Raw genomic sequence first — 13754 nt, 5'->3', positions numbered from 1 at the left:
GATTTCGTAAACCGATATTAAAATGGTTGGGGGAAACGATATGACGAAAAAGATTTTTTCTATTTCACTTGTAACCGCTCTATTATTTTTGCTTGCAGCTTGTAGCAGCAACTCTACGGAATCGGAAGGCAGTCAGGCTGCAGATGGCAGCAAAAAGGTTACGCTGAAGATTATTCACTGGCAGCAGGAGAATATTAACAACTACATCAAAGAGTTTAATAAGAAATTCGAAGAGAAATATCCGGAAGTGAAGGTGGAATATACTACGGTTCCGGCGGATGCTACTTACGATCAATTGATGCAAACACGGATGAACGCTGGTAATAACGGGGACGTGGATATCATTCCGCTCAAATCAAGCTTTGTAGGCGCTCCGCAGGAATGGTCCAAGGGCGCTGCTGATCCGATGTGGAAGCAATGGATCGATGCAGGGCTGATCAGTGACTTGTCTGATCAATCGTTCATCAAAAACTACAATGAAGCAGACATACAGAACGCAATGACGTACAACGACAAAGTGTACGGTGTAAACATGGGTAAAGTGGCTTTCACAGGACTGTTCTACAACAAGGACCTCTTCGCAAAATATAATCTGGAAGTGCCTTCAACCTGGGATGAATTGCAAAATGTCATCAAAGTGTTTAAAGATAACGGCGTAGAAGCTATTGGTCTGGCGGGCAAGGACGTGTGGCCAATAGGTCTCGCGGTGCAAGGTCTTCAGGCTTCTATTCATGATGATCAGCTTGCTTATATCCAAGGTCTGTGGACTGGCGAAACCAAGCTGACTGATCCAATCCAAATCGAAGTATTGCAGAAATCTCAGATTTTGATGAACAGTGCCATGCCGGGTTTCATGGGTGTTGACTACGGTACACTGCCAAGTTTGTTTGCAACAGGTAAGGTTGCCATGATTGCTGACGGTACTTGGGATGCAACGACGATTCAAACGGCAAATCCTGAACTGAAATTCGGATATTTCCCGATCCCGGGTAGCAATGATGCGGCCAAGAACAAGAATTTGGCTGGTAAATACGATATGACCTGGATGGTGGTGGATAAATCACCGAACAAGGACTACGCACTGAAATGGCTTGAAATGTTGTCGGAGAAAGAGAACTACACAGACTTTGTTAATGCAGCCGGCTTCTTGCCGACACAGCCTGATGTGGAGATGACGAGTGAATTTATCAAGGGCATACAGCCGTACCTAGAAGACTTCAAGCTTTCCTGGGATCAGCTGTTCATTAACCGTCAAAATGTAGGACAGTACATTGCTGAGTCCAGCGTTCACGCGGAAATGCTCAAGCCTGCCGGACCGATTGCAACGCCGGAAGAGCTTGCCAGCAAATCACAAGTGGATTGGGACGCTGCTGCTCCAAAATAAATGAGCATCCATGGCACAATATGTGCCGCATGCGCCGGAATAGCGCTCGGGGTCAGAGCCTTTAGGCCAGACCAGGCTGTTATTCCGGTTTTCCTTTGTCTAAATTTTACCTTATGAAAGGTGTGAGGACGATGTATCCCTTTGGAAAAGGTAAGGCTCGACTTATTCCTTATCTGTATTTGAGCATTCCATTGCTGTTGTACATGGTGTTTGGTTTCGGGCCATCTATTGTAACGGTACTGTTTTCGTTCACGGATGCCACTGGCGTTCGGGGTCAGGAATGGAGCTTTGTCGGTTTTGAAAATTATAAAACATTTTTCGGTGCATCCAATGCGGGAGATCGACTGGATGCTATTGGGCGATCTTTATATTTTGCGTTTGCTGTTGTTATCATTCAAAATGCGGTGGGCTTGTTTATGGCGATCTTGATCAATAAGAAGCTTAGAGGCGACAAAATGTATCGTGCGGTATTCTTTTTGCCGGTGGTATTGGGTGTTACGGTGTCCGGACTCATCTGGCAACTCGTTGCGAATCCGCTGGGTGGACCAGCCCAGTCATTTCTGAATTTCTTTGGCACCAGTTCTAACTTTTTTGGTGATTATAATATTGCCTTTGAACTGATTATTTTCGTTCAGATCTGGATGTACATGGGTTACTCCATGACGATCTTTCTTGCAGGTCTGCAATCCATTCCAAGCGATCTGTACGAGGCAGGTTACATGGATGGTGCTTCGGGGTGGAAAGCATTTACAAACATTACGTTCCCGATGATTGCCCCTTCATTCACGGTCAACATGCTGCTGTCCATTATCGGAGCTTTGCAAACCTTTGACATTATCTATGTACTCACAGGTGGCAAGTTCAATACAACGACGCTTGCGTTTGATGTATATGCTACGGCGTTTGGCAGCGGAACGGCTGATTACGGTTTAGCTTCTGCCGTTGCCATGATTCAGTTTCTCTTTGTATTTACGATATCCATGGTGGCGCTGTTTTATCTTCGCAGAAGAGAGGTGGAAGTGTAATGAAGCAGAGCCAAACGTCGAGAATGGTCAGTTACGTCATCGTCCTGCTTATGCTTGCGTTGTACGTTTTTCCTCTGTTCTATTTATTCAATGTATCAATGAAAACACAAATGGAGTATTTGCTTGATCCTGTAGCCCTCACCAAAGGAATACGGCTTGAAAACTTTTCTGAAGCATGGAATAAAGGGAGCTTCTCTCAGTATATGTGGAACAGTGTGCTCTATACAGGGACGTCCACGTTCCTGACATTAATTTTATCCATATTTGCTGCCTTTCCGCTTGCCCGCAGATACGTTAAGTTCAGCACATTCATTTATATTTTCTTTCTGATTTCCATGTATTTGCCTAATCCGCTTATTCCGCAGTTTTCCTTGATTAACAATCTGGGTCTCTACAATACCCAATTGGGATACATTATACTGAAGACGACGGGTACGGGAATTGCATTTTTGATGTTTGTGGGTTATATCAAATCTGTATCGCGTGAACTGGATGAGGCGGCTGCCATGGATGGGTGTGGATATACACGGTATTTGTTCACCATCCTTGTTCCGTTAATGAAGCCGATCCTGGCAACAGGCATTATTCTCACTGCGATTGGTGTATGGAACGATATTATTGGACCTACTATTTACTTGTCTGATCCGAATTATCAGCCGGTAACGAAGGGACTCTTCACATTTTATGGGCAATACATGAACAACTGGCCGCTGCTCGCCTGCGGTATTCTGATCGTTACATTGCCGCTGGTTGTACTGTACGTTGCTTTGCAACGCTTTATTGTTGGAGGGGCTATGGCCGGGGCTATTAAATCTTAATTTAGGTGCAGGGTAGCGTGCAAAGTGTTAACCATAGGTGAACAAAAATAAGGAAGCAACCTCATTGGATTGAGGGTTGCTTCCTTGTTTGTTTTGACCTTTTACAGTTCTACGAGCATCAAAATAATAGAGGACAGACAGAGGCATATGCTGACGAGATACAGCACGCCAACCACCTGTTTGTGATTCAGACCTGCACGTAGCAAGCGGTAATGAGCCTGACTTGCATCTGCCTGGTAGATAGCTTTACCTTGGATGAAACGTTTGATCACTACAAAAATGTTGTCGAAGATCGGTACACCCAGCGCCAGAATCGGAATGAAGATCGACAGCATGGTCGCTTGTTTGAATGCACCATCAAGAGCGATGACCGCCAGGATGAAACCGAGGAACGTAGCCCCTGCATCACCCATGAACACCTTGGCGGGAGCTTTGTTGTATTTCAGATAACCAATGGTTACCCCGACCAGAATGATGGACATGAGTGCTGAATCACTTTGACCTTTAGCCAGTGCAACGACAAACAGTGTGATTGCCGAGATAGCCGACAGTCCGCCAGCCAGTCCGTCCATGCCGTCCGAGAAGTTAATGACTGTGGTTACACCAAAGATCCAGAGGATCGTCAGAATGAACTGCAGCCAGATCGGGAGCATGATGTATTCGGAGTTGAGTGGATTCACGAACCCGGTGAAGGCGATGCCAGAAGCGAATACGAGCACTGCCGCCGAGACCTGAACGATCATCTTGGGCAGGGCAGGGAAGTCTTTGCCTTTTGTTTTATACCAGTCATCGACTGTACCAATCGTTAACAGGAGCATGCCGCCTGCGACCAGCGCCGCTGTCTCCCATGTAATTTCTTTTGTTAAAGCAATGTATGTCAGGAAGAATCCAGTAAATATCGCGTAACTCGCCGTCAGTGGAATCGGCTGCCTGTGCAGCTTACGCTCCACGTCTTCACGGGGCTTGTCCACAAAGTCCAATCGATGTGCCAATCGGCCAAGCGGCGGAATAAGCAGAACAACGACAGCAAAAGATAGCAAAAAAGCCAGTATGTATACCATAATTGTGCTTGGTTCACTCCTATCTTTCCATTTCCCCCTATTATACGAGCTAAACGGGAAATCTGTCGATGTCATTATTGTAACCTGACGGTTATAAAAGTTGGCCGAGTAAATGCAGGGTCAGCCACATTCTGGTTACGGTTCAGTACGTTTGAGGAAGATAAGGGCCAAAGTAATCATGCGCTGCTTCTGCCATGTAGCTGTCATCCCCCTGCCAGGTTGCGGCAAACTGAAAGTCGCTATATCCGCCTCTTCCTTTACGCGGTGTGTCCTGTGGAACAAGCAAGCCGGATGCACCCCAGATTTCCAGGATAGCGTCCCGTTCCTGTTTGCTGGAAGGGAACAAACCTTTCCACCTTTTTTCGAGAGAGCGTGCACTTTCATGTGGTTCGCAGGATTGTGCCACTTCAAGCATGTTCACAAGTATGTCGACGTCTGCGTCAGTTACGTCATAAGCTTCTTCCTTGTCAGACAACAATAGCTCCAGATCCATCAGGCAGTAAATCAGGGAGTTGTGGCGAACCCCGCCCCATTTGATCCGTTCAAAGTTCAGCACGTTCAAATCCACATTCGAATAGGATTTATCCGATTGAATCCGCAGGAAGTTGCAATCCCCGCAAGAGCTGGTATTGGCGTGTACTGCACGGCGTTCTTCATAAGTATGTAAGGGTAAGGTGGTAGTCAGGGCCCAACTGGACAAGGCGCTTCGCAAATAACCTTTTTTGGTAGACAGGCTATGCAGAAAAGCCGATATTACGCGTTCCTTGAGGGAGTGATCCTGGTGGATCTCGTAGAGACGTTTGACGATTTCATCATGGGTGATGGTCAACGGATCGAACATGATACCTTTGCTTTTGGCATATTCAAAGTCATCCCCCGAGAAGGGAGCAGATGTCGTTTTCCAACCGCCGCTTCCCCAGAAGGTGCTCATCAGTATTTTTGCCGCTTTTTTGTCCAAAAAATCAGCCTCCCATTCAGGATAATAAAATGATGCATTGTGCGAATCAAGAGTGTGTTCCTCAGTGTGCATATTCCTCGGTTGTATTCAGAATCATTTCTACCAGTCCTGGAAAACGCGCGTGTAGTTCTTCCTTTCTAAGGGAATAAAAGTGCTGTTTACCTTCAATGCGCGGCTGGATCAGGCCAGCTTCACGCAGAATTTTAATGTGATGGGACAACGTTGACTTGGAAATATGGTCGACTTCGAAGGCAGAACAGTTTTTCTCGCCAGAGCTGGCCAGACAGTGTGCGATTTTCATGCGTAACGGATCACCGAGTGCGTTGCAGACAGTGGTCAGGCTCATTTCCGACGCCTTAGGTATTGTTGGAGTTCTCATATCTAAGACGGTAGCACATTCGACAATCTCTTTCAATGTTTGATTTTTTTCGAACTGAGGGTTGTTAATGGGTTGGGAAGTGTGTTACATTTCATTTCATATAGTTCGAAATTAATCGAACTTAAGTGTGGAATCGGATTTTATTCTAGGAGGAATATGAATGAATGCTACAAGTACCATGACCATGTTAAACAACTATTTCCGTCTATTTGATGCTTCACGCGCGGACGAGCGTGCGATGCAGGATCTCTTGTCCCTGTTTACACCGGATGCAGAGATTGTGCTTAACGGCACGAGCAGAACAGGATTTGATGGTTTTATGAAAGCTTTCTACGAGTATAACAAGGACGTAAAACATATGTGGGACCAGTGGGTACTTCAGCCTGACGGCAGCTACCAGACGAATTGGGCCGTATGTGGACAAGCCGCTGATGGAACGGTTTATGCCAAAACAGGTATCGACATCGCTCGGGTAAATGATGCAGGACAGATCGTGTACCTGGAGAACGTGCAAGCTGACGAGAATGCGTTCAGCAGATATAATCAGTAATACGATCAGAATCTAACCAAAGATAGATTGAATCGGGAAGAGAGTAATCGATTTTTATGAATCGTACACTCTCTTTTTTTCTTTTTGGTCAATCTTTCAACTTGAACAGAGCAGGCTCAGTTGTAAGGCTGTGCTATGTGCAAAGATACCAACCAGGAATGGGTCGTCTATATCATCCAGAATGGATTTATGAGAAAGAATGCTCCACAAAAAAAAGCGATCCCACCATGAATGCACAGGGCGGGTCGCTCTTTTTAATGGATTAATATTTCGTGTTACTTCTAATGAACTGGACACACGCTATGGGGTTAAATTCGGCGAATTTAAGATTTTAACGAATCACAGACAAGTTATTATCCTGCAATTTCAGTTCTTGGACAGGTTTTGGGCCATGTAAGCTGATATAAGGCAGCTGAGATTCGTTAGGTTACTCAACCAAGCTTAAGCTTTAACCTTCTAATAAGGTGCGTGCGATTCGTTAAAAAGCGTATAGTGTGTAGCAGAAAGTAGAAGGCAGGGGGAGCGGGGCGGTCTGTGATGAAATCAACCACGCCCACTCACAAATTACATACTACTCTTGCATCGCCTTATTCTGAAAAGCAGCAATATCCGCATATTCCTCTTCAAACTTGCGGGAGATACGGATGAAGATCGGCAGCAGTTCGCGGTATACGCGAACACTATCCGGGTCCGGCCGATGCCGATGCGTCGATCCAATCATGCCGGAAACGGCATGGAGGGAATCGATGCGGCCAAGGGCATATAGACCGAGTACGGCTGCCCCAAGACAGGAGCTCTCGATGCTTTCGGGAATGATGACATCCTGGTCGAAAATATCGGCCATCATCTGACGCCACAGCTCGGAGCGGGCGAAGCCGCCCGTGGCCTGGATTTTTTTCGGACGACCAATCTTCTCCTCAATCGCCAGCATGACGGTGTACAGATTGAACAATACGCCTTCGAGCGCAGCGCGAATCATATGCTCTTTCTTGTGATGCAGCGTCAAGCCGAAGAATGAGCCGCGTGCATTCGGGTTCCAGAGTGGGGCGCGCTCACCCGTCATGTAGGGATGGAACAGCAGACCTTCCGAGCCTGGGGGTACATTTTCGGCGACACGAGTCAGGACCTCATACGGATCGATACCAAGTCGCTTGGCTGTCTCCACCTCGGACGCTGCAAACTCATCCCGAATCCAGCGAAAAATAACGCCGCCATTGTTCACCGGCCCGCCAATCACCCATGCATCCTCGGTGAGCGCATAACAGAAGAAGCGTCCTTTCGGATCGGTCATCGGCTTGTCCACGACCGTTCGAATGGCTCCGCTGGTACCGATCGTAACCGCCACGACACCGGGGTCAATCGCGTTAACGCCCAGATTGGAGAGCACGCCATCACTTGCCCCGATGACAAAGGGTGTGGTTACTGCAATGCCCATCTCATTGGCGTACTCTGGGTGCAATCCATGTTTCAGCACATGTGTCGTCGGTACAAGTCGGGAAAGATGATCTGGCGTGATGCCCGCCACATCTAGCGCTTCCGTATCCCAGTCGAGTTTTTCCAGATTCATGAGTCCGGTGGCGGAGGCCATCGAGTGGTCGATGACATATTCGGAGAACAATTTATAGAAGACATATTCTTTCATGGAAATCAATTTGTGTGTCTGTTTGAACAGTTCCGGCTGATCCCGGGTCAACCACATGATTTTGGTTAGAGGTGACATGGGGTGGATCGGTGTTCCTGTTCTTAGATAGATTTCGTGACCATTCATTTTGGTTTTAAGTACTTCGGTCCACTCGGCGCTGCGGTTATCTGCCCATGTCATGGCCCGCATCAGCGGTTTGCCGTGTTGATCCACAGGCAGAATGCTGTGCATGGCGGAACTAAACGAGACAAACAGGATTTCATCCGGCTTAACGCCCGCTTTGGACGTTGCCTGCTTGACCGATTCGAGGACTGCTTTGAAAATATCTTCCGCATCCTGCTCCGCAATCGCTGGAGTGGGGGTGTGCAGGGGATAATCGGCACCGCCCTGAGCCACGATGGTTCCGTTCTGTTCGAACAGAACGGCCTTGGTGGAGGTCGTGCCGATGTCTACGCCAATCATATAGGGTGAAGAAGCCATTTTATCATCCCTCTTTCTTAAATATATAAGTGAATTGAATGCTGTTACACGTTAACACTCCGGGTACAGAAAGGCTTCCGATCGCCGTTATCCCCAAATTTCTGTGATCCCTCTTTAAAGGGAGAAATTTGGTTATAAATGCGAAGCATATGTTTCCGCAGCAGCTTTCCACTGGAATTGAAAGGTGGTTGGCTTCCGCTTTTTACAGCTTCATGAGGCTTTTCTGTCCCCTCCGCCCACGTGTCGCTATTCATTCAACTTATACGGCATCTGGTATTTCATCTATAGATAAGAATATCAGACTTGAAGGATGGATCAAAATGGACCCAAACACGACATCAATCAGAACATGACACTACGAAACGAGAGCAGGAAACGATGATCTTCAATCTTTCACCGCTCCTGCGGCAATATCCGAAATAAACTGGCGGCTGATGAACAGGAACATCACGATAAGCGGAATGACCGCGAGTAGTGTACCTGCGATGACCATGGCATAGTCTGTGTTATACAGCCCGTTCAACTGAGACAACGCAATCTGTAACGTATATTTGCGTTCATCCGTCAGGACGATCAGAGGCCACAGATAGTCATTCCATACACCGATGAAGGTAAACGCGCCAAGGAAAGCAAAGGCGGGTCGCAGAATTGGCAGCGCCACGTTCCAATAGAGTCGGAAGAAGTTACAGCCATCGATGCGGCCTGCATCCAGCAGATCGTTCGGGATGGAGTCCGTCGCATACTGGCGAATCCAGAAGATGCCGAAGGCGTTCACCATGCCCGGAATAATGAGGGCTTTGAAGGAACCGACCCAGCCAAACGTGGCCATCAGCACAAAGGAAGGCACCAGCGACAGCTGAGAAGGCACCATCATGGTGGCGAGCAGCAGGATGAAGAGCCACTTCTTGCCGGGAAACTCAAACTTCGCAAACGCAAACCCCGCGAGTGAGTCAAAAAATAGCACCAGGATCGTCACCAGGCCCGACACAAACAACGTATTCAGAAAGGCGCCCCAGAAATCAATCTGCTGCAACACCCGCGAAATGTTATTCCACAGTTCACCCCCGAACCAGAGCTGGGGCGGGAACTTGTATATGTCGGACGTCGTCCGGGTAGACATTACAATCAGCCAATAGAACGGGAACATGGATATGAGCATGCCCCCGATAAGACCGGTATACAGTACCAGAGATTTGAGGTGTTTGGACGTCATGAGCGCTCCCCCTTGTTACATCAGGATGATTTGCCTTGAACAAGCTTCCAGTTCACAATCGAGAACAGGGCGATGATGAGGAACATGCCCCAGCCAACGGCAGCACCGTATCCGAAGTAATTGTTAATGAACGATTCACGGTAGAGGTACAAAACAATCGTCATGCCTGCCGCACCCGCGCCGCCATCATTGCCTACCAATACTTGAGGCTCTGTGAACAGTTGCATACCACCGATGGTCGATGTAATGACCGTGAACAGGATAACCGGACGCAGCATCGGAATTGTAATTCGGAAAAAGGATTGCATCGCTGATGCCCCGTCAATCTTAGCCGCTTCGTATAACGTCTGCGGGATACTCTGAAGTCCGGCCAAATAGATGACGGCGTTATATCCTGTCCAACGCCAGACCACCATGGAGGAGATCGCCACTTTGATACCCCAGGGTGCATTCAGCCATTCTACCACCGGGAGCCCGACCGACTGCAATAGGTAGTTGAGAAAGCCGTAGTTGTTGGCAAACAAAGCACCAAAGATAATGGCAACAGCTACGATGGACGTCACGTTCGGCAGGAAATAACCGACCCGAAACAGCGTACGGAACTTCACAAATGGTGCATGCAGCAGAAAGGCAATAATCAGGGCAAAGAACAGCATCGGAATCGTCGAGTAGATCCAGATCATGAACGTATTGCCTACTGCTTGCCAGAACTCTGCGTCCGTCAGCATATATTTGAAATTGTTTATCCCGTTGTAGGTCATCACACCGATGCCGTCCCATTTATGGAAGGCCAGATATAACGAGAACCCAATAGGGAACAGTCCAAATACAGCAAATAAAATATAAAATGGTGATATCGCAACATAAAGTGCACGATGTTCCCACATCCGGGACAAAAGCGATTTTTGCCGATCCAAATCCGGGCTTGCTGTTCCGGGATCGGGAGTGAGGCGAGGTTCGGTTACAGCCATATGAATTTCCTCCTTTGCGGATAGCCATCTCATAGAGTTGTCTGAATTAACGCTGTAATTCCCGCTCAACACGATGCACAGTATCGGTCCAAACCTGCTGTGGATCGGCATTTTGCTTGGCAATATCATTCAGCCGTCGAGTAATGATGTTGTGTACGGAAGGATATCGTTCGCCAAAGAAAGCATCGGGCACATGCTGTGCCGATTCGGCAAACACAGTCCCTGTTGCCTGACCGCCGAAGAAAGGTTCTTCTTCTTTCATTGCAGGTGTATCGAACACCTCCGGCGCCGAAGGGAACAGGTTCAATGTCTGATACTGTTCCAACTGATTTTCAGGACTTTGCAGCCACTTAATCAGTTCGAATGCTTCTTTGGGATGTTTGCTAGACTTCAAGATAGACAGGAATGATCCACCGTTATTGCCATCTCCTCCAGGAGCGCGAGCAACCCGCCATTTACCTGATGTGTCCGGGGCAGCTTCCTGTATGACTTGTTTCATCCAGACTGCCCCCACAAAGGAAGCGATTTCGCCATTATTCATCGCTGCATTCCAGCTGGGTGTCCAACCGTCTGCGTTGGCGAGCAGTCCTTTTTGTTTGAAGGAAACGGCGGTGTCCCAGCTCTGCTTGACCAGTGGTGAATCCAGGCCGATAAATGATCCGTCAGGACGGAAATAACGATCTGTGCCTTGTGACATCATCTGATTGTAAACGGTTCCAATATTATCGGTGAGAAATACCTTGCCTCCGAACTTCTCTTTGATCTGTTCTCCAGCAGCGGCATAGGCATCCCAATTGTCCAACTGACGAGACACTTCTTCAGGCTCGGACGGGAGTCCAGCTTCCTTGAAGAGATCAGCGCGGTAAAAAAGGGCTGTCGGTCCCGTATCCATCGGGAAACCGATCATCTGTCCACCCGGCGTTACGCCTTGCTTCCATTTCCACGCCAGATATTGGTCTTCAACGTCTCTTGCGCCGAGATCATACAGGTTATAGAAACGGTCTTCGCTGGGAAAGAGCTCCATGATCCAATCGTTCAATGCGACAATGTCTGGCTCACCTGAGCGCGCAGCGAGTGTCGTTTTGAGTTTTGCCTTGAAATCACCACCGATTTTCTGAGCGGTAAGTTCAATATTGGGGAACTTTTCCTTGGCCTTGGCAATCAGCTTATCATCGATGGAGCGGTTCCAGTACCACAATGTAAGCGTTACCTTTTTGTTGTTCGATGAATCGTTCTGTCCCGGCCAGATGGAGCATCCGCTCACCAGCATGACACAGACTAGCAGAATGGCTGTCCAGCATGTTCTTTTTCGGCGGATCATGTGCATAACCCCCTCATCGTTAAGTTCGAGGCATGAAGTGCGTTGGACTACAACATAAGTGTATGAGCAGTTTATAAACTCATACCCAATATTCTAGAATTGAAACACAAATTTGTGTCGGTTAGGTCTCATGAATTTTATTAGTTACTTTAGAAACAAAAGTTACTTGACACATTATAATTTTTATTTTAAACTAACTTACATAAAGTAACTAATGATGATGACGATAATATAGATGCGTACTATATACCATCCAGTGATCCATTTACGGTCCGGATGCGAATCATTTCATACCAGACGGCTTAACAGGAGGAACCAATAATGATCAATTCACATATTATTCAGCTACTTGCACCCAAAATCCAGACTTTTCCGAGTGGAAAAGAGTTCATATACCTGGTTGGACCGATTAAACTTCCGGTGAACCTGGATGGAGAGACACGTGATTTCCAGTGGTACAGCTGGATGAAATCGGATAAAGTGATGGAGAGCAGTGAGCTGATCGAATCTCTGGCTTCTGCAGAACTTGCAGAGCGGCAGCAATCCAGCGTGCTGGTGTATGGTGATTTTGCCGACGCACACGAAGCGCTCATTCGGATGCATAGTATCTGTCATACAGGCGATATCTTTGGCAGCAAGCGCTGTGATTGTGGCTTCCAACTGGAGCAGTCGATGAAAATGATTGCTGCTCATGGATCAGGTGCGCTGTTCTATCTTGCCAACCATGAGGGACGTGGCATCGGTCTGTTCAGCAAAGCGATGGCGTACATTTTGCAGGAGGAAGGTCTGGACACGGTAGATGCGAACCTGCAACTTGGATTCACGGATGATGCACGTAACTATGATGATGCCATTGCCGTATTGCGGGCGCTTCGTTCAGCACCTGTTACCTTGATCACGAATAACCCGCGCAAGCTGGCTGCCCTGCAAGAAGCCGGATTGAATGTGGGTGGACGTGTTCCACTGTGGGGAGATCGCTCTGCCTTCAATGAGAAATATTTGCAGACAAAGGTTAATCGTTCGGGTCATTTATCCGAAAGTGATAGCTGGTCTGGAGCAGATACACTGCTTCCACATGCACAAGCGTAAGAAATCGGTTGGATGCAATCATATGAAGGAACAGGTAACGTTGTGACGTAGATAATTTTATACCACATAAGAAATACATGGATCAGCTGTTGTTGTACACTCCGGTATGGAGAAGTACAGCGACAGCTTTTTGTGTAATTTTTGTAGAACTATATTAGTGTGATATGGCGGCTGAGCCTTCTTGTTTTTATCGATAGAACAAGATATACTCTCATGCTCCCCGGTTTGCGCTTGCCGTTCACACCGTACGGATTATACAATATAATCATCTGAGTAATACGGGAGGAACGAAGGTGCCATTTGAGGGACAACGGATTTTGCCGGCTGCCAAGAACATGAAGCAGTTTGAAGCGATGATTGAAGGCCCTTATACCTATGGGGTTATGCTGGATACCCATATTGCACAGCTTCTGAGTGTAGTGGATGAGGCGCGGCGGCGTGACAAAAAAATACTGTTGCATGCAGATCTCATACAGGGATTGAAGAACGATGAATATGCAGCAGAGTATCTCTGTCAGCACATTCGCCCAGCAGGACTGATCTCGACGCGAGCCAGTGTAATTCAGAAGGCGAAGCAAAAAGGAATCACAGCAATTCAGCGCGTTTTTCTGTTGGATACAAATGCACTGGAGAAAAGTTATCTGTTGCTCGCTAAAACCCAACCGGATTATATTGAGGTGTTACCCGGTGTCATTCCGCATATTATTGCCGAGGTATCGGCACGCACGGGTATACCTATTATTGCGGGTGGACTGATTCGCTCACCGGAAGAAGTCGAATTGGCACTTGAGGTTGGAGCAACGGCAGTCACTACATCCAATACGGATCTGATTCGACACTTTGAGAAATCGCTTACATAATAA

The 13754-nt window shown here is 47.4% G+C and carries 13 protein-coding genes; 6 read left to right on the top strand and 7 right to left on the bottom strand.

What is annotated here, in order from left to right; translation table 11 throughout:
• The first annotated feature begins 40 nt into the window (after positions 1 to 40).
• From ACR32F_RS30595 to ACR32F_RS30585, 3 genes are all read left to right on the top strand, one after another.
• Positions 41 to 1384 carry an ABC transporter substrate-binding protein gene (locus tag ACR32F_RS30595; protein WP_440114118.1) on the top strand — a complete coding sequence of 448 codons (1344 nt, stop codon included), beginning with the start codon at positions 41 to 43 and terminating at the stop codon, positions 1382 to 1384.
• A 131-nt stretch (positions 1385 to 1515) separates the two neighbouring features.
• Complete coding sequence (locus ACR32F_RS30590; protein ID WP_440114115.1) at positions 1516 to 2409, top strand: carbohydrate ABC transporter permease; 894 nt, start codon at positions 1516 to 1518, stop codon at positions 2407 to 2409.
• On the top strand, positions 2409 to 3227 hold the full coding sequence (locus tag ACR32F_RS30585; RefSeq protein ID WP_440114112.1) for a carbohydrate ABC transporter permease: 819 nt from the start codon (positions 2409 to 2411) through the stop codon (positions 3225 to 3227). The genes ACR32F_RS30590 and ACR32F_RS30585 overlap by 1 nt, the downstream gene beginning before the upstream one ends.
• Positions 3228 to 3328: 101 nt before the next feature.
• On the opposite strand, the gene ACR32F_RS30580 is transcribed toward ACR32F_RS30585, so the two are convergent.
• From ACR32F_RS30580 to ACR32F_RS30570, 3 genes are all read right to left on the bottom strand, one after another.
• The gene (locus tag ACR32F_RS30580; protein ID WP_440120065.1) at positions 3329 to 4288 is read right to left on the bottom strand and encodes an MraY family glycosyltransferase; all 960 of its coding nucleotides are present in this window, start codon (positions 4286 to 4288) and stop codon (positions 3329 to 3331) included.
• Positions 4289 to 4430: 142 nt separating this feature from the next.
• Positions 4431 to 5246 (bottom strand): hypothetical protein, encoded by an 816-nt coding sequence (locus ACR32F_RS30575; RefSeq protein WP_440114109.1) that lies wholly within the window; start codon positions 5244 to 5246, stop codon positions 4431 to 4433.
• A 61-nt stretch (positions 5247 to 5307) separates the two neighbouring features.
• Entirely contained in the window at positions 5308 to 5625 is a 318-nt protein-coding gene (locus ACR32F_RS30570) for an ArsR/SmtB family transcription factor (protein ID WP_440114106.1), read from the bottom strand.
• A 160-nt stretch (positions 5626 to 5785) separates the two neighbouring features.
• On the opposite strand from ACR32F_RS30570, the gene ACR32F_RS30565 reads away from it, so the two are divergent.
• Positions 5786 to 6175, top strand: coding sequence for a nuclear transport factor 2 family protein (locus ACR32F_RS30565; RefSeq protein WP_440114104.1), 390 nt, complete (start codon positions 5786 to 5788; stop codon positions 6173 to 6175).
• Between the two features lie 571 nt (positions 6176 to 6746).
• On the opposite strand, the gene gntK is transcribed toward ACR32F_RS30565, so the two are convergent.
• The 4 genes from gntK to ACR32F_RS30545 form a co-directional block, all read right to left on the bottom strand.
• A complete protein-coding gene (gene gntK, locus ACR32F_RS30560; protein WP_440114101.1) occupies positions 6747 to 8297 on the bottom strand; it encodes a gluconokinase in 1551 nt (516 codons plus the stop codon).
• A gap of 385 nt (positions 8298 to 8682) precedes the next feature.
• Positions 8683 to 9510 carry a carbohydrate ABC transporter permease gene (locus ACR32F_RS30555; protein ID WP_440114098.1) on the bottom strand — a complete coding sequence of 276 codons (828 nt, stop codon included), beginning with the start codon at positions 9508 to 9510 and terminating at the stop codon, positions 8683 to 8685.
• 20 nt (positions 9511 to 9530) lie between these two features.
• Entirely contained in the window at positions 9531 to 10397 is an 867-nt protein-coding gene (locus ACR32F_RS30550) for a carbohydrate ABC transporter permease (RefSeq protein ID WP_440120064.1), read from the bottom strand.
• Positions 10398 to 10527: 130 nt separating this feature from the next.
• Positions 10528 to 11802, bottom strand: coding sequence for an ABC transporter substrate-binding protein (locus tag ACR32F_RS30545; protein ID WP_440114095.1), 1275 nt, complete (start codon positions 11800 to 11802; stop codon positions 10528 to 10530).
• Positions 11803 to 12123: 321 nt separating this feature from the next.
• Here ACR32F_RS30545 and ACR32F_RS30540 point away from each other — a divergent pair, with 321 nt between their 5' ends.
• Both ACR32F_RS30540 and ACR32F_RS30535 read left to right on the top strand, forming a co-directional pair.
• Positions 12124 to 12891 (top strand): GTP cyclohydrolase II, encoded by a 768-nt coding sequence (locus tag ACR32F_RS30540; RefSeq protein ID WP_440114092.1) that lies wholly within the window; start codon positions 12124 to 12126, stop codon positions 12889 to 12891.
• Positions 12892 to 13184: 293 nt separating this feature from the next.
• Positions 13185 to 13751, top strand: a complete 567-nt coding sequence (locus ACR32F_RS30535; RefSeq protein ID WP_440114089.1) for a glycerol-3-phosphate responsive antiterminator — start codon at positions 13185 to 13187, stop codon at positions 13749 to 13751.
• Positions 13752 to 13754: the final 3 nt, after the last annotated feature.

Source organism: Paenibacillus hebaui (assembly GCF_051934385.1).
GTDB lineage: Bacteria > Bacillota > Bacilli > Paenibacillales > Paenibacillaceae > Paenibacillus.
This window is presented reverse-complemented; position numbering and strand designations above follow the sequence as displayed.